The following is a 20,548-nucleotide window of genomic DNA, read 5'->3' on the forward strand; positions in this document are numbered from 1 at the left end:
AATTGGCCTGCATGCAGAATGCCTGTATTTTTCCAGCCTGATGAATGAAGACGACCGATAGATGAACCCCGAAAAGCTCGAACTGTTGATCACCCGTGAAATGCCCTTCGGCAAATATAAGGGTCGCATCATTGCCGACCTGCCCGGCCAATACCTGAACTGGTTCGCCCGGGAAGGTTTCCCCCATGGCGAGCTGGGCGGATTGCTGGCCCTGATGCAGGAGATCGACCACAACGGTCTGTCGGACCTGCTCGAACCGCTGCGCGCCAAACACGGCAAACCTGCCCCGCGCCACTGACATTGCAATCAAAAAAACCGAGTAGCTCATGCCCGATAACACCCGTCGCGCCCGTGATGAACACTTCTGGAAGACCTTTGCCGACCGCTACGCGGTCGAACCCGGGCCCATCAACCTGGAAAACGGGTACTTCGGGCGCATGTCGCGCACCGTGGTCGAGGAGTACCAGCGCAACATCGAGCTGATCAACCGCAGCAACTCGGTGCATGTCCGCCAGCGTTTCGAACAGATCGAAAGTATCGAGATCCGGGCGCACCTCGCCAGCCTGATCGACGTTCCAGTCGACACCGTGGCCCTCACCCGCAACGCCTCGGACGGCCTGCAATCGTTGATCCGCAATTACAATCGCCTTCAGCCGGGCGATCAGGTGCTGATTTGCGATCTGGAGTACGACACGGTCAAAGGCGCGATGCGTTGGCTGGCCCGGCATCGCGGCGTGGAAGTGATTGAAATCGACCACGCGCACCCCGCCACTTTTGACAGCTTACTGGCCACCTATCGCGACACCTTCGCGCGTTATCCAAAGCTCAAACTGATGGCCCTGACCCATGTCACCCATCGCACCGGACTGGTCATGCCCGTACAGGCCATTGCTGCCGCCGCCAAAGAACATGGTATCGACGTGATCCTCGATGGCGCCCATGCCCTCGGCCAGATCGAGTTCAACCTGGATGAACTGGGCGTTTCTTTCGCCGGTTTCAATCTGCACAAATGGATCGGCGCGCCCCTGACGCTGGGTTTTATCTACATTGCCCCCGAGCGCCTGGCCGACATCGACCCGGACATGGGCGAGATGCACTTCCCGGTCAACGATATTCGCGCCCGCACGCCCTACAGCACGCCGAACATCCCGGCCCTGCTGACGCTGCCGCTGGTGTTCGAGGAGCATCTCGCCATGGGCGGCGCCGCTGCCAAGAGCACACGGCTCAACTACCTGCGCAACCGGTGGGTCAACGCGGTTCGCGAGCTACCGGGGATCGAGGTCATGACACCCGATGACCCGCGACTGTATTGCGGCATTACCTCGATGCGCTTTACCCGGCATACCGATCAACAGGCGATGGTCGAGCGCCTGCTCAGCGACTACAACCTGTTCACTGTGGTCCGCAGCGGCGCGGCGAGCGGGCCCTGCATTCGCATTACACCGGGGCTCACCACCACCGCTGCCGACATGGATCTGCTGGCCCGGGCGCTAAGCGAGTTGCGCTGACGTCATACCGTGTATTTGTCGAAGTCCTCCGGCTTGATTTGCGTCGAAGCGGCGAACGTGTCGATACCGATGGTCGTATGCCCGAAAAAGCCATCCTCGTTCGAGTCTCGACCGAGGGTGTGGACCGTCAATGTCGAGGCCTCGCCGCCCTGATCCCGGTAATAAGTGTCTTCATTGTTGCTCAACGGCGAGACCGATCGACCGCTGTACTCCCTGGCGTTGAGCACCGAACGTGAGGCGGGTTCGGGAAAGTAGAGCTGACCGACCCACGCAACATGCCGCTCCTCGAGAAAATTGTTGCCGGACGTGATGCGCACGGCGACATGGATGTGCAAGGTACGGCCGGCATAGAACCCCGGGTAGATGGTGGTAAACCGCACCACACCCTTCTTGTCGGTGAATTGCCCGCCACGCAGGTAGGTGTCGTCGTCAGTGCGCGGGACCGAGCCGATGTCACCGACATCGACTTCCTGGTCCGGGTTGATCTTGCTCCAGCCCGAATAGGCACCACGCGCATTGCAGTGCCAGATATCGACCAAGGCCCCGGGCACCGGCTCACCCGTCATGGCATCGACAATGGCCAGTCGCAACACCAGGGGAATGCCATCGGCGCTTTCGCTGATGTTGCGCCGGATCAGTTTCGGATTGCGGAAAAACGGGCCGGCAATTTGCTCGGGAGACAGCAGGTAAATCGGCGGTGGGGGTGCAACGAAGGTGTTGTCGTCCATGACGTTCTCTCTTCCATAAGATGAACGCAGGTTAACGCTGGATGGGCGGCGAGAGGCGGTAACTATGTATCGCTTGATGTCCCTTGTGGGAGCTAGCCTGCTAGCGATAGCGGCATGACTGACACCCAGAAGTGAATGTCAGATCGCTATCGCTAGCAGGCTAGCTCCCACAGTTTTTTTGCGGGCAAAAAAAAACGGTGCACCGACCAAGCGCACCGTAAAGCCGTAGAACACACAACGAAGTGTTTGGTAAAAGCCGATCAGTCCAGCAGCGCCAATGCCTCGGCGGTGCATTCCTGAATGCGGGCCCAGTCGCCGTTCTTGATCCACTCGGGATCCAGCATCCAGCTACCGCCCACGCACATCACGTTTTTCAACGCCATGTAGCTCTTGATGTTGGCCGGGCTGACGCCGCCAGTCGGGCAGAATTTCACTTCACCGAACGGGCCGCCCAGGGCCTTGATGGCCGCGACGCCGCCGCTGACTTCCGCCGGGAACAGCTTGAAGCGGCGATAGCCCAGACCATAGCCTTCCATGATGCCGGAAGCGTTGCTGATGCCTGGCAACAGCGGGATCGGGCTGTCGACGCTGGCTTCGAGCAGGTCGCGGGTGATGCCGGGGGTGACGATGAACTGCGAGCCGGCCGCTTCGGCAGCGGCGAGCATCGTGCGATCCAGCACAGTACCCGCACCGGTCACCAGCTCCGGACGCTGCTCACGCAGAATCTGGATCGCCCTGAGGCCGAACTGCGAACGCAGCGTCACTTCCAGGGCAGTCAGGCCACCGGCGGCCAGGGCGTCGGCCAGGGGCAGGACGTCCTGTTCGCGAGCGATGGTGATCACCGGCAGGATCCGCGCCTTGGCGCAGAGGCTGTCGATCAGGGCAACTTTGTCCGCCATGGAAACGGTCGGGGATGTGATTGTCATAGCGGCTGATCCTTGGCTCATGGGCACCAGTAAATCTCTAACGTAGGTTGCAGAAACGCGCGAATCGGCATGGCGGCGACATCGTCACCGGCCAATGCGGCACTCAGAGTGGTCAGTTTGGACTGACCGGAAATCGATAGAACGGTGGTCTTGGCCGAAGCCAGCAGCGCACGACTCATGGTCAGGCGCTGATGCGGCACGGTCGGCGCCAGCATCGGGTAGCAACGACGGGTGCCGTCGACCTTCAAGGCATCGGCCAGGTTCGGGCTGTTGGGGAACAGTGAAGCGGTGTGGCCGTCATCGCCCATGCCGAGGATGAGCACGTCGATCGGCGGCAACTCGGCGAGCAAACGGTCGGCCTGCTCGGCCGCCAGTTCAAGGTTCGCGGTGGCGCTGTACAGGCTCAGAAACTGAGCCTTGGCCGCCGGGCCTTGCAACAGGTAACGCTTGAGCAGACCGGCATTGCTGTCGGCATGCTCGACCGGCACCCAGCGCTCGTCGGCCAGGGTAACCACGACCTTGGACCAGTCCAGTTTCTGCTTCGCCAGGTTCTGGAAAAACGCCACCGGGCTGCGGCCACCGGACACCACCAGCGTCGCAGTGCCGCGAGCGTCGATGGCGTCACTCAGTTGCTTGGCCACATTCAGCGCCAGACCATCGGCCAGCAGCACCGGGCTCTTGAACTCATGGGCGCTGACGCCCTGAGGCAGTTGCAAATTAGATATCGCCATACCACGACCTCCCATCCCGCGTGATCAGAGCAATGGAGCTCATCGGTCCCCAGGACCCAGCCGCATACGGCTTGGGCGCATCACCGGATTTTTTCCACCCGGCGATCAACTGGTCACACCACTTCCACGCGGCTTCGATTTCATCTTTACGGACAAACAGGTTCTGATTGCCGCGCATCACTTCCAGCAACAAACGCTCGTAGGCATCGGGAATCCGTGCGCTGCGATAAGTGTCGGAAAAATTCAGCTGCAACGGACCGCTGCGCAGCTGCATGCCCTTGTCCAGGCCTTGTTCTTTGGTCATCACACGCAAGGAAATGCCTTCGTCCGGTTGCAGGCGGATAATCAGCTTGTTGCTGATTTGCAGGCGCTGCTCGGGGGCGAAGATGTAGTGCGACGGTTCCTTGAAGTGGATGACGATCTGCGACAGCTTCTGCGGCATGCGCTTGCCGGTACGCAGGTAAAACGGCACGCCGGCCCAGCGCCAGTTGCGGATGTCCGCACGCAGGGCGACGAAGGTTTCGGTGTCGCTCTGGGTGTTGGAGTTGGGCTCTTCCAGGTAACCGGGAACCGATTTGCCTTCGCTGTACCCGGCGATGTACTGGCCGCGCACCACTTGCGTGGTCAGGCCTTCCGGGCTGATCGGCGCCAGGGCCTTGAGCACTTTGACTTTCTCGTCACGGATGCTGTCGGCGGACAGGTCGGCCGGCGGGTCCATGGCGATCAGGCAGAGCAGTTGCAGCAGGTGATTCTGGATCATGTCCCGCAGCTGACCGGCCTTGTCGAAGTAACCCCAGCGGCCTTCGATCCCGACCTTCTCGGCCACGGTGATTTCCACGTGGGAGATGTAATTCTGGTTCCACTGGGTTTCGAACAGGCTGTTGGCGAAACGCAGGGCGATCAGGTTCTGGACGGTCTCTTTGCCCAGGTAGTGGTCGATGCGGTAGGTGCGGTTCTCCGGGAAGAACTGCGCCACGGCGTCGTTGACCTTGCGCGAGGACTCCAGGTCAGACCCGATGGGTTTTTCCAGCACCACGCGGGTGTTTTCGGTCAGGCCGACCTTCGACAGGTTCTCGCAGATCGCGCCATAAACGGCAGCCGGTGTGGCGAAGTAGGCAATCACACGTTGGGCGCTGCCGGCCATTTCGGCCAAGGCGACGTAATCGTCAGCCTTGAGGAAGTCGACATGCAGGTAGCTCAAACGGGCCAGGAAGCGTTCGACCACAGCTTCGTCCAGCTCTTTGGCACCTACATAACGGCGCAGTTCGGAGGCGATGAACGCCAAGTGTTCCTGCTCGCTGCCAGGCTCACGGGCCAGCGCGATAATCCGCGTATCCTCGTGCAGCAGGCCTGCGCCATCGAGTTGATAAAGGGCAGGAAACAGTTTGCGCAGGGCCAGGTCGCCGAGGGCGCCGAACAAGGCAAAGGTGCACGGTTCAACCGTAATCGAAGGCATGATGTTTGTTCTTTTATCAAGTTAAGCTACAAATACCTTTTTTCAAGGCATCACTCAAGGGAAAATGTAGTAATAACCACAACATTTTCGCAAAATACAGATTCCGAGTGGTGGTCGGTCGGAGCCATCAGTAGGATAGGCCACCGTTACGGGCCGTATCAAAGGCCCAATTTGCATAGCCGAACGCTTATTTGCGCTGCTGACCTAAGGAACATGAAATGGACCGCGTGCGAAATTTACTGGAACAGATCCAGAATCGCCTTGAAGACCTGAACAAGGCGGAACGCAAAGTCGCCGAAGTGATCCTGCAAAACCCACAGCAGGCCACCCGGTTCAGCATTGCCGCCCTCGCCCAGGCCTCGAAGGTCAGCGAGCCGACGGTCAACCGTTTCTGCCGTTCGTTCGGCGTCAGTGGCTACCCGGAGCTCAAGCTTCAACTGGCCCAGAGCCTGGCCAGCGGCGCGGCGTATGTCAGCCGTGCGGTCGAGGCTGATGACAATCCCGAGGCGTATACCAAGAAGATTTTCGGCAGCGCCATCGCGTCGCTGGACAGTGCCTTGCAGGCACTGGACCCGAACCTGATCAGCCGCGCCGTCGACCTGTTGATCCAGGCCCGGCAGATCCACTTCTTCGGCCTTGGCGCCTCGGCCCCGGTGGCGCTGGATGCGCAGCACAAGTTCTTCCGCTTCAACCTGGCGGTCACCGCCCATGCCGACGTGCTGATGCAGCGCATGATTGCGTCGGTGGCACATACCGGCGAGTTGTTCGTGATCATTTCCTACACCGGCCGCACCCGCGAACTGGTGGAAGTGGCGCGTATTGCCCGGGAAAACGGTGCTTCGGTATTGGGCCTGACGGCCGAGGGTTCGCCATTGGCCAAGGCCAGTACCTTGAGCCTGAACATTCCGTTGCCGGAAGACACCGACATCTATATGCCGATGACGTCGCGGATCATCCAGCTGACTGTGCTGGATGTGCTGGCCACCGGCATGACCTTGCGCCGGGGCGTGGATTTCCAGCCGCATTTGCGCAAGATCAAAGAGAGCCTGAATGCCAGTCGGTATCCGGTTGGGGATGAGTTCAACTAGGTCAACATCTTCATTGCCTGATCCGGCCTCATCGCGAGCAAGCTCGCTCCCACACTAGATCTTCTGTGACTGCATTATTTGTGTCCAAAACCGATCCACTGTGGGAGCGAGCCTGCTCGCGATGAGGCCCGCTACAACACCGCCGACTTTGGGCTAAACCCCAACCCGCGCCTGCAAACTCAAATGCGCCTTCTGCCCCGGCGCCAGGCTCAAACTGTCCGTTCCGCCACTCGCCGCCTCGACACACACAAATTCGGATATCTCGTTCCAGCTCACCCCCAGCAACGGCCGTGAACCCGGATGCCAGACCACCGTGTCCGCATGGTCACCAGTGTCGATGCACAATTCCCGCTGCCAGGCATGGTCCTTGAGCTGCAATTCACCCTCATGCTGGAACACCCGCTGACACCCGCCGTCGACTCTCAGTTCGCCTTCCTGCTGGCAAACCTGGCGGTTCAACTGGTCGTAACCGTGGACACCATCGAGCCCAGACAGCGCTATCTCACCGACATCACCAATACGCCAATAGGCATGCAACGCCTGGCTCAATTGGCACGGCAGGCTGTCCTGATGCTCGGTACTCAGGCGTAATTCCATGCGTTCGCCCAAGTGGGCGTGCAGGTCCACTTGCCAGTCGCAGAGCTGAAGTTGCCAATGCAGGCGCACGCCCTCGTCGTCATAGCTGCTGTCGAGCAGCTTCCAGTCGATCAACCGTGCCCAGCCATGGGAAGGCCAGGCGTTTTCGCTCGGATGACGGCCATACCACGGCCAGCACACCGGCACGCCACCACGAATCGCACCGACTTGCGGCCACTTCGCCGCGCACCAGAGCCAGGGTTTCTGGCCCTTGGGCTGGAAGTGCAGCAATTGCGCGCCCTGACGACTGAACACCGCCTGACATAGCGGATGGTCGATCACCAGCACGTCGCGCTTCTGATAGCGCTCCCATGCAAACACCGGACGTTCGCGCAAGGATTTGAAGAAGCGTTGTAGCGGATGCTCATGCATGTGCCGCGGTCCTGAAAATCATGGGTGTACTCATACGCCTTACTAGCGAACTTACTGTGGCGAGGGAGCTTGCTCCCGCTCGGCTGCGAAGCAGTCGTAAACCCGATGCACGCGATTTACCTGTAACACTTGGATGGCTGATTGTGGGGCCGCTTCGCAGCCCAGCGGGACGGTGCGGCGATCCGACAAGCTCCCTCGCCACAGGTCCTCATCGACCCACACAAAAAAAAGCGGACAGCCAAGGCTGTCCGCAAAAATGCGCACATAGAGAGGAGCTTATCGCAACAGCGTTAGAACACCGACTGAATTTTCAGGCCGGCCACCAGCGCGTTGTCGACTTCATCCACACCGCCCGGGTGAGTGATGTATTGCAGGTTGGGACGCACGGTCAGCCAGTTGGTGACGTGGAAGCCGTAGTTGATCTCGTAGTTGTATTCAGTGTTACGCAGCGGCGCGAACAGCGGGTCCTGATAGTCAGTGACATTGTTGGAGGCGTTGACCAACTCCGAGTTTTTCTTCACGTCATCGTTGACATGGATACGGGCGGCACCGATACCGAAGTCATCCTTCGGACGTGCATCGAACGGGCCTTTGTACACCAGCATCAGCGACTGGTAGTTGTCGACGAAGTTGGTGTCCTTGTCGTGGAAGGTGGCGTTGGCAGCAATGTTCAGGCCGCGAGATTTGTCACCGTTGTGGCTGGTGAGTTGTTGTTGCGCCACGAACCAATAGCCGGATTTGCTATCGTGACTGCGATAGGCGTTGCCGCTGGTGGCCGCATCATTGCCGTTGGCATCTTCGCGGACGTCATCGGCATTGGCCGTGCTTTTGTAGTAACCGACACGGTATTCGCCCGGCAGGTTATTAGGGTTAGGCAGCCAGACCAATTCGACCGGCAACACGGTGCCCTTGGTACCACTGCCGCTGAGCTTGAAGCCGTTACCGTGCTCCAGTTGCGACGGGTTCTGGTTGTACGCGCCGATCTGCGCATACCACTCAGGCGAGATGTTGTACTTCACGCGGATCGCGGCCTGGCTGATCGGCCAGTTGTACCAGATGTTGGTCGCCCAGTTGCCCACTTGGGAACCGCAGAACGCCAGGTTCTGGAATTCGCACGGGAAGGTGTTGAAGTCTTCGCCTTCGCCAAAGTAACCGGCCTTGACGTCCAGTTTGCCGTCGAGGAACTGGTGTTTGATCCACAACTGGGTCAGACGGACCATGTGGCCACGGCCGTAGACTTCCTGGGAGGAACTCAAGGTGCCGGCACGCGGATCGCCGACACGGTCATTGGAGATGTTTTCACCGTTACGGTTGGTGAACTGGACCTTGGCCTGGGTGTTATCCCAGCCCCACAGCTTTTGCAGATCCAGCGCCACGCCCAGGCCAAACTGGTCGGCGTAACGCGCGGTCTTGTCGTTGTTGTAGCCACCGTGAAGGTTGCCACCGACTTCACCGACGTAGTCCATCTTGATGTCGATACCTTGCTCAATCAGCTTGGTCCGCTCGCCACCCCAATCGCCGGTCATCCATTCGGAATCGGCGCTGAACGCGTCAGCCGCGTGCACACTACCGGCCAGCATCATGGCCGCAACCGCGGACAACTGGCAGATAAGCTGAGCGTTGTTGTTCTTCTTCATCCCTACATCCTCGTTTTATTGTTATTAACTGTTTTTATTTAACGCGGTTACATCAGGTGCGGCGGATAACAGGCTATCCACCGCGTATTCCCCCTGTGGAGCGAGCTTTTGTGGGAGCTGGCTTGACTGCGATGCAGACGACTCGGTTTAACGTCTAACCGAGTTGATGCCATCGCGGGCAAGCCCGCTCCCACACAATCCCATTCCCACACTTGATCTTCAGCGGCCTTTGAATTGGGCGACGTTGGCGCTGTGGCTCTCGGCTTTTGGTTGACCGGCAACCCCCAGGCGCTCACCGGTCTTGGCATCGAACAACAGCACTTTCGATGGATCGAATTGCAGGGTCAGGGTCTCGCCCACGTTCGGCGCGACGTCCGGCGCCAGGCGGCAGCAGACTTTGGTGTCGTTGAGATTGACGAACACCAGGGTGTCGGGACCGGTCGGTTCGGTGACCTGGACTTCGGCGCGAATGGTCGGCAAACCGTTCGGCTCGCTGCCCGCCAGCACGATCTGTTCCGGGCGCAGGCCGAGGATCACTTCGCGATCTTCGAGCCCTGCGTCCTGCATACCCATCGGCAATTCGCAGCGGGCCTGGCCGCTGTCGAGCAGCGCCACCAGACGACCGTCCTTGCGCTGCAAACGCAGGGGGATGAAGTTCATCGGCGGCGAGCCGATGAAACTCGCCACGAACAGGTTGGCCGGATTGTTGTAGATGTCCTTCGGCGTACCGAATTGCTGGATGATCCCGTCCTTCATCACCGCCACTTTGTCGCCCAGGGTCATCGCTTCGATCTGGTCGTGGGTCACGTAGACCGTGGTGGTTTTCAGGCGCTGGTGCATCAGTTTCATTTCGGTGCGCATCTCGACGCGCAGCTTGGCGTCGAGGTTGGACAGCGGTTCGTCGAACAGGTAAATCTTCGGCCGACGCGCCAGGGCACGGCCCATGGCGACGCGCTGTTGCTGGCCACCGGAGAGCTGACCGGGCTTGCGGTTGAGCAGGTGTTCGATCTGCAGCAGCTTGGATACCCGCGCCACTTCCGCTTCGATGTCGGCGGCGGGCATTTTGCGGATCTTCAAGCCGAAAGCGATGTTCTCGCGCACGCTCATGGTCGGGTACAGCGCGTAGGACTGGAACACCATGGCGATGTCACGGTCTTTCGGGCTCATGCCGCTAACGTCCTGATCACCGATCATGATCGCGCCGCCGGTGATGGTCTCAAGGCCGGCGATGCAATTCATCAGGGTCGATTTGCCGCAACCCGAAGGTCCGACCAGGATCAGGAACTCACCGTCCTTGATCGACAGTTCGATGTTCTTGAGGGTGTCCGGCAGGCCTGGGCCATAGGTCTTGTTTACATTGCGAAGTTCGAGCGTAGCCATGATTACCCCTTGACTGCGCCGGCCGTCAGCCCGCGCACGAAATACTTGCCTGCGACCACATAGACCAGCAGGGTCGGCAGCCCGGCGATCATCGCCGCCGCCATATCAACGTTGTATTCCTTGGCCCCGGTACTGGTGTTGACCAAGTTGTTCAACGCCACCGTAATGGGTTGCGAATCACCGCTGGAAAACACCACGCCGAACAGGAAGTCGTTCCAGATCTGAGTGAACTGCCAGATCAGGCAGACCATGATGATCGGGGTGGACATCGGCAGGATGATCAAGCGGAAGATGGTGAAGAAACCCGCGCCATCGAGCCGCGCCGCCTTCACCAGCGCATCGGGAACGCTGACGTAGTAGTTACGGAAGAACAGCGTGGTGAACGCCAGGCCGTAGACCACGTGCACGAACACCAGGCCCGTGGTGGTGCTGGCCAGGCCCATCTTGCCGAGGGTGAACGAGGCCGGCAGCAGGACGGTCTGGAACGGCAGGAAGCAACCGAACAGCAGCAGACCGAAGAACAGTTGCGAGCCACGGAAACGCCACATCGACAGCACATAGCCGTTCAGTGCACCGATGGCGGTGGAGATCAGCACCGCCGGGACGGTGATCTTGATCGAGTTCCAGAAGTACCCGTCAACCGTGCCCCAGGCCTTGACCCAGCCAATGCCGCTGACCACGGTCGGCCAGCTCAGCAGGTTGCCGGAGTTGATGTCTTCGGGTGTCTTGAAACTGGTCAACAGCATGACCACCAGCGGTATCAGGTAAAGGAATACCGCCAGGATCAGCACGCCGTAGATGGCGATGCGACTCAGGCTGATGGATGGTTTGGCAGCGAAATTAGTCATGACGCTTGGTCCTCAGCTCGGAGTACAGGTAAGGCACGATGATTGCGAGAATCGCACCGAGCATCAGAATCGCACTCGCCGAGCCCATGCCCATCTGGCCGCGACTGAAGGTGAAGGAATACATGAACATCGCAGGCAGGTCGGAGGAATAACCCGGGCCACCGGCAGTCATTGCCGCCACCAGGTCGAAACTCTTGATCGCGATGTGGGCCAGGATCATGACCGCGCTGAAGAACACTGGGCGCAGGCTCGGCAACACCACTTTCAGGTAAATGCGCGGCATGCTCGCGCCATCGATCTGGGCCGCACGGATGATCGATTGATCAACGCCACGCAGGCCGGCGAGGAACATCGCCATGATGAAGCCCGAGGCTTGCCATACCGCCGCAATCACAAGGCAATACACGACGCGATCCGGGTCGATTAGCCAGTCCAGGCGAAAGCCTTCCCAACCCCAGTCACGCAGCAATTTGTCCAGGCCCATGCCCGGGTTAAGCAGCCATTTCCAGGCGGTACCGGTGACGATCATCGAGAGCGCCATCGGGTACAGGTAAATGGTGCGGATGAAACCTTCGCGACGAATGCGCTGGTCAAGAAACACCGCCAGCAGCACACCGATCACCAGCGTGATGCCGATGAACATGCCGCCGAACACCGCCAGGTTCTTGCTCGCTACCCACCAACGGTCGTTGTCGAACAGCCGCTGGTACTGCGCCAGGCCCGCCCATTTGTAAGTCGGCAGGAAGGTCGATGTGGTGAACGACAGGACGAAGGTCCACAGGATATAGCCATAGAAGCCCACCAGGACGATGAACATGCTGGGCGCCAGCACCAGTTTCGGGAGCCAGCGCTGCAGTGCATCTAACGGCGAGGCCTTGCTGAACACAGCAACAGAACTCATGGGAAGATCCAGTACGAGAGAAAAATTACGTTGGAATGCGTCCCTTGTAGGAGCCGGCTTGCTGGCGAATGCGGTGTGTCAGTTAATAAATCCGCTGACTGACAGTCCGCTATCGCCAGCAAGCCGGCTCCTACAGGGGCCAAGCATTACTTGGCAGCTTTGACCGCGGTGCCCAATTGCTTGGCGGCAGTCGCAGGATCGGCTTTCGGGTCGTTGATGAAGTTGGTTACGACATCAAAGAACGCGCCCTGTACCGCCAGCGTGGTCGCCATGTTGTGCGCCATGCTCGGCTGCAGGCCTCCGGACTTGGCGTCCACCAGGAAATCCTTGGCCGCAGTCTGGGCGCAGGAGTCGAAACCGTACTTGCCCATGTCGTTCAGCATGTCGATTCGAACCGGGATCGAGCCTTTGTTGATGCTGAAGACTTTCTGGAAGTTCTCACCCAGCACGACCTTGGCAATGTCCTGCTGAGCCGCAGCAGTGCCCGCGTCTTTCTGCTTGAACACGGCCAGGGAGTCGATGTTGTAGGTGAAGGCCTTGTCGGTGCCCGGGAAAGCTACGCACTCGTAGTCCTTGCCCGCGACTTTCTTGGCCGCTGTCCACTCGCTCTTGGCCCAGTCACCCATGATCTGCATGCCGGCCTTGCCGTTGATGACCTTGGCCGCTTCCAGGTTCCAGTCCTGGCCTTTGCCGTCGGCGTCCATGTAGGTCGCGACTTTCTTCAGTTCGGTCAGCGCCTTGACCATTTCAGGACCGGTCAGTGCAGCGTTGTCCAGGTCGACCAGGGCTTTCTTGTAGCCGTCGACGCCCATGACCGACAGGACCACCGCTTCGAACACGGTGCTGTCCTGCCAAGGCTGGCCGCCGTGGGCAAGCGCAATGAAGCCCGCTGCCTTGAGCTTGTCACCGGCTGCGTAGAATTCTTCAAGGGTGGTTGGCGCTTTCTCGATGCCGGCTTTCTTGAAGACTTCCGGGTTGATCCACAGCCAGTTGACGCGGTGAATGTTCACCGGCACGGCCACGTAGTCACCTTCGTACTTCACGGTATCGGAGACTTTCTTGTCGAGCAGGCTGTCCCACTTCTCGGTTTTGGCCGCGTCTTTCAAGACGTCGGTGTCGAGCAGACCGGTCGACGCCCATTCCTGAATGTCCGGGCCTTTGATCTGTGCAACGCCCGGCGGGTTACCGGCAACGGCGCGGCTCTTCAGTACGGTCATGGCCGTAGCACCGCCGCCACCGGCGACTGCGCCGTCCTTCCAGGTGAAACCGTCTTTTTCGACTTGGGCCTTGAGGACATCAACGGCCGCTTTTTCGCCACCGGAGGTCCACCAGTGAACGACTTCTACCGAACCTTTGGAATCGGCGGCAAGTGCACTGAGAGGGAATGCAGAGATTGGAAGCAATGAGGCAAGAGAAATGACAGTAGCGAGGCGAGAAATCGCATTCATCTAGAATTACCTTTCTTGTTGTTATGCATGCAAGTCTGGTGCTTGCGCTGCATAGGATTTTAAACAGGAGTTATCCCCTCGCAGGTAACGAAGGGACGCTTGAATGTCACCACATGGTTACACAGGAGCGCTCTGGGACAACTGCCCCAAGGCTGTGGCCATGCTCGGCGCCAGCGGCAGGCGCGGGATCAGGACGGCCTGCCAGGCGTGATACAGATCCGGTTTACCGGCCCAAATATCGGCGCTCGGACGGTTTTGCGGGTCGAGTTCATGGTGCCAACTGCCATCGCAGCGGTCGATGAAATGACTGTCACAGAATTCCCAGAACAGTCGGTACCAGGTTTCGTATTGCGTATCCCCAGTGCGTTTAAGCAGCGCGCTGGCGGCGGCGCTGGCTTCGCAATGGGTCCAGTGCAAGCGATGGCGAACCACCGCGCGATTGTCCCAGTCGAGGGTGTAGACAATGCCCGGCGCACCGTCGACATCCCAACCGTGACGGCAGTTGTGGTCGAACAGTTTTTGCGCGTCAGTGGCCAGCCAACCCGGCGTGAGCATGCCGGCTTGCACGCGTGCCGCTTCGAGGTGCAGCAACAGCCGCGCCCATTCGAAACCGTGGCCCGGCGTGGTGCCGTAGGGGCGGAAACCGTCGGCCGGGTTGTCGTGGTTGTACTCGCGCAGCGGCTGCCAGTCGCGATCGAAATGCTCGACCACCAGGTAGTCGTTGGCAGCGGCGTGGACATGGATGACTCTTTCAACAATGCGTTGAGCACGGCACAGCCAGCGGTTGTCGTCGGTGACATCGGCCAGGGCGAGAAAGGCTTCGGTGGCGTGCATGTTGCTGTTGGCGCCGCGGTAGGCTTCTTCACCGCTCCAGTCGCGAGCAAAGGATTCGCGCATCGCGCCCTCCTCCTCGCTCCAGAAATGCGTGTCGATAATGTTGATCGCGTCATCGAGCAACGCTTGTGCACCGGGGCGCCGAGCGACGACCGCCGAACTCGCCGCGAGCGCCACGAAGGCGTGCAGGTAGGCCGCCTTGCCGGTGTTGCCATCGCGGTGATGGGCAACTGCAAACCAGCCGCCGTGTTCGGCATCGCGCAATGGGCCGCTGAGCGCCTGGATACCGTGATCGACCAGCTCGGCAAAACCCGGCAAGCCCTGGATGTGCGCCATGGCGAAGCTGTGGGTCATGCGTGCGGTGTTCATGGTTTCGGCGTGGGCGTTGGCCGGGAGACGGCCCTTTTCATCGAGATTGCCGAAACCTTCAGCAAGCTTTGAAGCCTTGGCAAACGCCAGCAGGCGCAGGCCTTCGGCCGCGAGCCATTGCTGATGGGCAGGTGCGTTCAGCCAACTGCTGAAGGCAGGTTGGAAGGTGTCCATGGGGTGCCTTTTTTGTTGTTTTGACTGGGGGCAGTCTAAACAACGGGCGGGGGCGGGCTTGTAACGAAGGGGGCGAGTTATGTCACCAGGCTGTGACATACAGATTTTGTGACAGGTGATTATTTGTGGCGAGGGAGCTTGCTCCCGCCGGGGCGCGAAGCGGCCCCTCAAAGAAGGACTGCTGCGCAGTCCAGCGGGAGCAAGCTCCCTCGCCACAGGGGCTGCGTCAATCGATCGAACGAGGCAACTGCAACGTCACCCGCAACCCGCCTTCACGCAGGTTTTGCAGGCTGACCTCGCCGCCATGGCTATGGGCAATGTTGCGGGCAATCCCCAACCCCAAGCCATAACCCTGCTGCTGCCCGGCCAACCGGAAGTGCGGTTCGAACACCTGCTCCATCCGTTGCTCCGGCACGCCCGGCCCTTCGTCATCGACGTGCAGGATGAAGGCGCTCTCGTCGTCATCAATATGCAAATGCGCGTTCTGCCCATACTTCAACGCGTTGTCGATCAGGTTGCCGATGCAGCGCTTGAGCGCCAGCGGTTTGCCCGGGTACGCCGCCAGCGCCCGGCCCTGCTGGGTCACGCGACCATTGCCGTTGGGCGCCAGATACGGCTCCACCAGACAGTCGAGCACATGGTTCAGATCCACCGGCTCGATGTTTTCGTGAATATCGGTGTCTTTCACGCATTGCAGCGCACCTTTGACCAGCAGTTCCAGCTCATCCAGATCGCGGCCGAACTTGGCTTGCAGCTGTTCGTCTTCAAGCAATTCGACCCGCAGCCGCAACCGGGTAATCGGCGTGCGCAGGTCATGGGAAATCGCGCTGAACAACTGGCTGCGCTCGGTCAGGTAACGGCTGATGCGCTCGCGCATCGCATTGAAAGCGCGGCCCACTTCAACCACTTCACTGCCGCCGCCTTCGGCCACCGGTTCGACTTCGGCACCGAGGGACATGTCCCGCGCCGCCCGCGCCAGACGCTTGAGCGGACGACTCTGCCAGTGCACCAACAGGCCGATGAACAACAGCAGGAAACCGCTGGTGAGCACGATGAACCAGACCTGCTGCGCTGGCAGGCCTTGCTCTTCAAGGCTGGTGTAGGGCTCGGGCAAGAGCGAGGCGATATACAGCCACTCGCCCGGCGCCATCTGAATTTGCGTGACCAGCACCGGCGGGTTCACCGGCTCCAGCGTGAGCGCGTAATGCGCCCAGGAGCGCGGCAATTCATCGAGTTTCAGCCCGCTGTTGAAGATCCGCAGATCTTCGGGGCTGACGAAGGTCACCGAGATATCCGTGTCTTGGCCGAGGGACTCGCGCAACACCTGGTCCACCGCCTTGAGCACGGCTTCCTTGCGCGGGGTGATCGGCAGCACTTCCATGCCCAGGGGCTTGTCGTTGAGGGTCACCACGAAACGGGTGCCGCCCATGCTGCGCAATTGGTCGAGCACCAAGGGACGAAACGCCACCGGCAGCGAACGAAAGTAACTGACGCTGGCCGTCATCGAATGGGCCAGGCTACGGGCGCTGGTCACCAGGCCTTCAAGCTGCGTGGCACGCAGTTGCGACACCCAGATCACGCTCGACAAGGTCTGCGCGAACAGCACCGCCAACAGGGTCAGCAGCAACATGCGCCCGAGCAAAGATCGCGGCATCGGCACGCGGGCGGCGAGCTTGCGCAGCCACTCAGAGGCCATTGCTGGCAACCACGTTGGCAGCCAGTTGGTAGCCGCTGCCTCGCACAGTGCGGATCAGTCGCGGCGGTTTTTCGGTATCGCGCAGGCGCTGACGCAAACGGCTGACGGCCATGTCGACGATGCGATCCAGCGGCATCAGATCGCGGCCACGGGTGGCGTTGCCGATGGTGTCGCGGTCGAGGATTTCCTGCGGGTGATCGAGGAACAGTTTCAGCAGCGCAAAATCGGCGCCGGAGAGAATCACTTCTTCGCCGTCGATGTGGAACAGCCGGTGGCTGACCATGTCCAGTCGCCAGTCGTCGAACGCCAGCACTTCACCGCCGGAACGCTCCTGACCGAACTGGGCGCGGCGCAACAAGGCCTTGATGCGCGCCTGCAATTCACGGGGGCTGAAGGGTTTGCCGAGGTAGTCGTCAGCGCCCAGTTCCAGGCCGATCACACGGTCGGCTTCATCGGAGCTGGCGGTGAGCATGATGATCGGCACCTGAGCCTGACGCGGGTGCTGGCGGATCCAGCGGCAGAGGCTGAAACCGTCTTCGTCAGGCAGCATCACGTCGAGAATCACCAGATCGCTCGGCGCTTCGTTCATCGCTTGGCGAAAGCCTGCACCATCGGGCGTGGTACGGACCTGGAAACCGGCGCGGGTCAGGTAGGTGTCCAGCAACTCGCGTATCTCTTGATCGTCATCGACCAACAAAATCGACTTGTTGACTGAGCTCACGGGGCGGCGTCCTTGTTGTTTGAATTGGGCGGATTATGCCTGATGAACCTTGGAAATTTGTTGCCTGTTCTGGCCTCATCGCGGGCAAGCCACGCTCCCACAGGATTACCTACATTCTAAAAATGTGCGCATAACCTTGTGGGAGCGGGCTTGCCCGCGATGAAGGCGACTCGGTTTCAGGCCTGATCGAGCGCCACACCCGCGCCCATCAGGCCGGAATACGGCGCCGTCACCAGCCACACCGGGATGCCTTTGAAGTAATCGCTCATGCAGCCCTTGTCGGCGAAGCAGCGGGCGAAACCGCTTTCGACGAAGAAATCGGCAAACCGTGGAATCACCCCGCCGACGATGTACACGCCACCGCGTCCACCGGTGGTCAGCACGTTATTGCCGGCGACACGGCCGAGCCAGCAGCAGAACTGCTCCAGCACTTCCAGCGCAATCGGATCACCCGCCAGACCGGCAGCGGTAATCGATTCCGGGGTATCGAGCACCGGCTCATGACCGTCCACCGCACAAATCGCCCGGTAAACCCGCGGCAAACCGCTGCCGCTCAACGCGGTTTCAGCGCTGACATGCCCGATCTCATTGAAGATGTGCTGCCACAACTGAGTTTCACGTGGGCTGCTCAGGGGAAGATCGACGTGACCCCCCTCCCCTGGCAATGCGGCAAAACGACCTTCACCCAGGTCCAGCAACGTGCCGACGCCCAGGCCCGTGCCCGGACCGATCACCACGGCAGGCCGCAATGGTTCCGGCGTGCCTTCGCAGACCACCCGAAACTCGTCCGGCTGCAAACGGGTCATGCCCAGCGCCATCGCCGAGAAATCATTGACCAACAACAATTGATCGACCTGCAGCGTCTTGCAAAAAGCTTTGCGACTGAGCCGCCAATGATTGTTGGTGAACTTGAATTCGTCACCGCTCACCGGGCCGGCCACCGACAGGCACACCGAGCCGATCGAGCCCAACGCCAGGCCAAGCCCGCTCAGGTAGAGGGCAATTGCCTCCTCCGGGCTGGCGTGGTCGGCCGTCGCCAGCACCTGTATTGCTTCCAGTTGCTGGTTTTTCCACAACGCGAAACGTGCGTTGGTCCCTCCGATGTCACCGACCAAAGCCAGTTTCAATTAAGCGTCTCCAGGGCAGAAGTAAAGGCGCTGGCGCCCTGCTCTGCGGAGCTGAAGGCCATGCGCATGAAACCAAACAGTTCGCGACCGCTGCCAATGTTATTGCCCAACAGGCCCTTGGCCGGGGTGCGCGCTGCAAATTCTTCGGCGTCCACCTTAAGCTCCAGGGTGCCTTTGACGCCATCGACGCGGATGATATCGCCCTCTTGCACCCGCGCAAGAGCGCCGCCGACATAAGCTTCGGGACTGACATGAATCGCCGCCGGGATTTTCCCCGACGCGCCGGACATGCGCCCGTCGGTCACCAGCGCGACCTTGAAACCGCGATCCTGCAGCACGCCGAGGAACGGCGTCATCTTGTGCAGCTCCGGCATGCCATTGGAGCGCGGGCCCTGGAAGCGCATCACCGCGACAAAATCCTTCTCCAGCAAACCGGCCTTGAACGCATCGGCCAGGTCCTGCTGATCCTGGAACACCATGGCTGGCGCTTCGACGATCTGGTTTTCCAAGGCCACGGCGGAGACTTTCATCACGCCACGCCCGAGGTTGCCTTCCATCACCCGCAAGCCGCCCTCAGGCGAGAACGCACGCGCGACTGGGCGAAGGATGGTTTCGTCGAGACTTTCGATCGGGCCTTCGCGCCAGACCAGTTCGCCGTTTTCGAGGAACGGCTCCATGGTGTAACGGCTCAAGCCGTGGCCCAGCACCGTGTTGACGTTTTCGTGCAACAGCCCGGCTTCCAGCAGTTCGCGGATCAGGAACGACATGCCGCCCGCCGCCTGGAAGTGGTTGATGTCGGCTTTGCCGTTCGGGTAGACGTGGCTCAGGGTCGGCACGACTTCGGAGAGGTCGGCCATGTCCTGCCAGGTCAGTTGAATGCCGGCCGCCATGGCGATGGCGGGCATGTGCAGGGTGTGGTTGGTCGAGCCGCCGGTGGCGTGCAGCGCCACGATGGAGTTGACCAGCGAGCGCTCGTCGACGATTTCGCCGATCGGCATGAAGTCGCCGTTCTGCTTGGTCAGGCGCGTGACCTGATGCGCCGCCTCGCGGGTCAGGGCATCGCGCAACGGGGTGTTCGGGTTGACGAAAGACGCGCCCGGCAAATGCAGGCCCATGACTTCCATCAGCAACTGGTTGGTATTGGCAGTTCCGTAGAACGTGCAGGTGCCGGGGCTGTGGTAGGAGTTCATTTCCGATTCCAGCAGTTCTTCGCGGCTGGCCTTGCCTTCGGCATAACGCTGGCGCACATCGGCTTTCTGCTTGTTGGAAATGCCCGAGACCATCGGCCCGCCCGGGACGAAGATCGTCGGCAGATGACCGAAACGCAGCGCGCCCATCATCAGGCCCGGCACGATCTTGTCGCAGATGCCGAGCATCAGTGCGCCATCGAACATGTTGTGGGACAGCGCTACGGCGGTGGAAAGTGCGATCACTTCGCGACTCGGCAGGCTCAATTCCATGCCTGGCTCGCCTTGGGTCACGCCATCGCACATCGCTGGAGTGCCGCCGGCGAACTGGCCGACGGAACCGATTTCGCGAAGGGCTTTTTTGATCTGTTCAGGAAAGACTTCGTACGGTTGATGCGCCGAGAGCATGTCGTTATATGACGAAACAATCGCAATGTTGGCGGAGTTCATCATCCGCAGACTGTTTTTGTCTTCGGTGCCGCAACCGGCCACGCCGTGGGCGAAGTTGGCGCATTGCAGCTTGCCGCGCATCGGACCGTCGCTGGCTGCATCGCGAATGAGCGCAAGGTAAGCCTCACGGGTTGCACGGCTGCGGGCGATAAGCCGTTCGGTGACCTCAATTACGCGGGGATGCATGTGTAGAACTCCAGGCTAACGGATGTGGCGACCTGATTGTCTATGCTGAACAAGAGCCGGTGTCGATGGGATGACAGACGGTTTTCTTGATCGGTCGGACCAGTTGATTCAGGTCACTCGTTGTAGATTGAACAAAATATTGCCA

General features: G+C 60.3%; 18 protein-coding genes. 3 read left to right on the plus strand and 15 right to left on the minus strand.

The window, feature by feature from the left end:
• The first annotated feature begins 61 nt into the window (after window positions 1-61).
• Both ACA075_RS23155 and ACA075_RS23160 read left to right on the plus strand, forming a co-directional pair.
• Window positions 62-298: a DUF3820 family protein gene (locus ACA075_RS23155; RefSeq protein ID WP_010457368.1), complete on the plus strand. Its 237-nt coding sequence runs from the start codon at window positions 62-64 to the stop codon at window positions 296-298.
• Window positions 299-326: 28 nt separating this feature from the next.
• Window positions 327-1,508 carry an aminotransferase class V-fold PLP-dependent enzyme gene (locus ACA075_RS23160; RefSeq protein ID WP_497295587.1) on the plus strand — a complete coding sequence of 394 codons (1,182 nt, stop codon included), beginning with the start codon at window positions 327-329 and terminating at the stop codon, window positions 1,506-1,508.
• 2 nt (window positions 1,509-1,510) lie between these two features.
• Here the strand turns inward: ACA075_RS23160 and ACA075_RS23165 are convergent, their stop codons facing one another.
• The 4 genes from ACA075_RS23165 to zwf form a co-directional block, all read right to left on the minus strand.
• Entirely contained in the window at window positions 1,511-2,236 is a 726-nt protein-coding gene (locus tag ACA075_RS23165; RefSeq protein ID WP_497295589.1) for an intradiol ring-cleavage dioxygenase, read from the minus strand.
• A 260-nt stretch (window positions 2,237-2,496) separates the two neighbouring features.
• Window positions 2,497-3,162: a bifunctional 4-hydroxy-2-oxoglutarate aldolase/2-dehydro-3-deoxy-phosphogluconate aldolase gene (locus ACA075_RS23170; RefSeq protein ID WP_497295591.1), complete on the minus strand. Its 666-nt coding sequence runs from the start codon at window positions 3,160-3,162 to the stop codon at window positions 2,497-2,499.
• A 17-nt stretch (window positions 3,163-3,179) separates the two neighbouring features.
• A complete protein-coding gene (pgl, locus tag ACA075_RS23175) occupies window positions 3,180-3,893 on the minus strand; it encodes a 6-phosphogluconolactonase (protein ID WP_497295592.1) in 714 nt (237 codons plus the stop codon).
• Complete coding sequence (gene zwf / locus ACA075_RS23180) at window positions 3,880-5,349, minus strand: glucose-6-phosphate dehydrogenase (RefSeq protein WP_219095463.1); 1,470 nt, start codon at window positions 5,347-5,349, stop codon at window positions 3,880-3,882. Before zwf ends, pgl begins: the two co-directional genes overlap by 14 nt.
• A 227-nt stretch (window positions 5,350-5,576) precedes the next feature.
• On the opposite strand from zwf, the gene ACA075_RS23185 reads away from it, so the two are divergent.
• Window positions 5,577-6,437: a MurR/RpiR family transcriptional regulator gene (locus ACA075_RS23185; RefSeq protein ID WP_497299316.1), complete on the plus strand. Its 861-nt coding sequence runs from the start codon at window positions 5,577-5,579 to the stop codon at window positions 6,435-6,437.
• Window positions 6,438-6,590: 153 nt separating this feature from the next.
• Here the strand turns inward: ACA075_RS23185 and ACA075_RS23190 are convergent, their stop codons facing one another.
• From ACA075_RS23190 to edd, 11 genes are all read right to left on the minus strand, one after another.
• Window positions 6,591-7,445, minus strand: coding sequence for a D-hexose-6-phosphate mutarotase (locus ACA075_RS23190; protein ID WP_497295594.1), 855 nt, complete (start codon window positions 7,443-7,445; stop codon window positions 6,591-6,593).
• Window positions 7,446-7,735: 290 nt separating this feature from the next.
• Window positions 7,736-9,082 (minus strand): carbohydrate porin, encoded by a 1,347-nt coding sequence (locus ACA075_RS23195; RefSeq protein WP_497295596.1) that lies wholly within the window; start codon window positions 9,080-9,082, stop codon window positions 7,736-7,738.
• 219 nt (window positions 9,083-9,301) lie between these two features.
• Window positions 9,302-10,462 carry an ABC transporter ATP-binding protein gene (locus tag ACA075_RS23200; protein WP_219095466.1) on the minus strand — a complete coding sequence of 387 codons (1,161 nt, stop codon included), beginning with the start codon at window positions 10,460-10,462 and terminating at the stop codon, window positions 9,302-9,304.
• 2 nt (window positions 10,463-10,464) lie between these two features.
• Entirely contained in the window at window positions 10,465-11,310 is an 846-nt protein-coding gene (locus ACA075_RS23205; RefSeq protein ID WP_077748691.1) for a carbohydrate ABC transporter permease, read from the minus strand.
• Entirely contained in the window at window positions 11,303-12,211 is a 909-nt protein-coding gene (locus ACA075_RS23210; protein WP_497295597.1) for a carbohydrate ABC transporter permease, read from the minus strand. The genes ACA075_RS23205 and ACA075_RS23210 overlap by 8 nt, the downstream gene beginning before the upstream one ends.
• Window positions 12,212-12,357: 146 nt before the next feature.
• Window positions 12,358-13,659 (minus strand): ABC transporter substrate-binding protein, encoded by a 1,302-nt coding sequence (locus ACA075_RS23215; protein ID WP_497295599.1) that lies wholly within the window; start codon window positions 13,657-13,659, stop codon window positions 12,358-12,360.
• A 117-nt stretch (window positions 13,660-13,776) separates the two neighbouring features.
• Window positions 13,777-15,036, minus strand: a complete 1,260-nt coding sequence (locus ACA075_RS23220) for a D-mannose isomerase (RefSeq protein WP_497295601.1) — start codon at window positions 15,034-15,036, stop codon at window positions 13,777-13,779.
• 226 nt (window positions 15,037-15,262) lie between these two features.
• Window positions 15,263-16,732 carry an ATP-binding protein gene (locus tag ACA075_RS23225; protein ID WP_497295603.1) on the minus strand — a complete coding sequence of 490 codons (1,470 nt, stop codon included), beginning with the start codon at window positions 16,730-16,732 and terminating at the stop codon, window positions 15,263-15,265.
• Window positions 16,722-17,453, minus strand: coding sequence for a response regulator (locus ACA075_RS23230; RefSeq protein ID WP_497295605.1), 732 nt, complete (start codon window positions 17,451-17,453; stop codon window positions 16,722-16,724). The genes ACA075_RS23225 and ACA075_RS23230 overlap by 11 nt, the downstream gene beginning before the upstream one ends.
• 176 nt (window positions 17,454-17,629) lie before the next feature.
• Window positions 17,630-18,580 (minus strand): glucokinase, encoded by a 951-nt coding sequence (locus ACA075_RS23235; RefSeq protein WP_497295606.1) that lies wholly within the window; start codon window positions 18,578-18,580, stop codon window positions 17,630-17,632.
• Window positions 18,577-20,403 (minus strand): phosphogluconate dehydratase, encoded by a 1,827-nt coding sequence (gene edd, locus ACA075_RS23240; RefSeq protein WP_497295608.1) that lies wholly within the window; start codon window positions 20,401-20,403, stop codon window positions 18,577-18,579. Before edd ends, ACA075_RS23235 begins: the two co-directional genes overlap by 4 nt.
• Window positions 20,404-20,548 lie beyond the last annotated feature (145 nt).

Source organism: Pseudomonas sp. LBUM1663, from assembly GCF_059695905.1.

Bases quoted from the DNA above. Each gene is read 5' to 3' on its own strand.
- ACA075_RS23155 (WP_010457368.1), top strand. From the start codon at position 62: ATGAACCCCGAAAAGCTCGAACTGTTGATCACCCGTGAAATGCCCTTC.
- ACA075_RS23160 (WP_497295587.1), top strand. From the start codon at position 327: ATGCCCGATAACACCCGTCGCGCCCGTGATGAACACTTCTGGAAGACC.
- ACA075_RS23165 (WP_497295589.1), bottom strand. From the start codon at position 2,236: ATGGACGACAACACCTTCGTTGCACCCCCACCGCCGATTTACCTGCTG.
- ACA075_RS23170 (WP_497295591.1), bottom strand. From the start codon at position 3,162: ATGACAATCACATCCCCGACCGTTTCCATGGCGGACAAAGTTGCCCTG.
- pgl (WP_497295592.1), bottom strand. From the start codon at position 3,893: ATGGCGATATCTAATTTGCAACTGCCTCAGGGCGTCAGCGCCCATGAG.
- zwf (WP_219095463.1), bottom strand. From the start codon at position 5,349: ATGCCTTCGATTACGGTTGAACCGTGCACCTTTGCCTTGTTCGGCGCC.
- ACA075_RS23190 (WP_497295594.1), bottom strand. From the start codon at position 7,445: ATGCATGAGCATCCGCTACAACGCTTCTTCAAATCCTTGCGCGAACGT.
- ACA075_RS23195 (WP_497295596.1), bottom strand. From the start codon at position 9,082: ATGAAGAAGAACAACAACGCTCAGCTTATCTGCCAGTTGTCCGCGGTT.
- ACA075_RS23200 (WP_219095466.1), bottom strand. From the start codon at position 10,462: ATGGCTACGCTCGAACTTCGCAATGTAAACAAGACCTATGGCCCAGGC.
- ACA075_RS23205 (WP_077748691.1), bottom strand. From the start codon at position 11,310: ATGACTAATTTCGCTGCCAAACCATCCATCAGCCTGAGTCGCATCGCC.
- ACA075_RS23210 (WP_497295597.1), bottom strand. From the start codon at position 12,211: ATGAGTTCTGTTGCTGTGTTCAGCAAGGCCTCGCCGTTAGATGCACTG.
- ACA075_RS23215 (WP_497295599.1), bottom strand. From the start codon at position 13,659: ATGAATGCGATTTCTCGCCTCGCTACTGTCATTTCTCTTGCCTCATTG.
- ACA075_RS23220 (WP_497295601.1), bottom strand. From the start codon at position 15,036: ATGGACACCTTCCAACCTGCCTTCAGCAGTTGGCTGAACGCACCTGCC.
- ACA075_RS23225 (WP_497295603.1), bottom strand. From the start codon at position 16,732: ATGGCCTCTGAGTGGCTGCGCAAGCTCGCCGCCCGCGTGCCGATGCCG.
- edd (WP_497295608.1), bottom strand. From the start codon at position 20,403: ATGCATCCCCGCGTAATTGAGGTCACCGAACGGCTTATCGCCCGCAGC.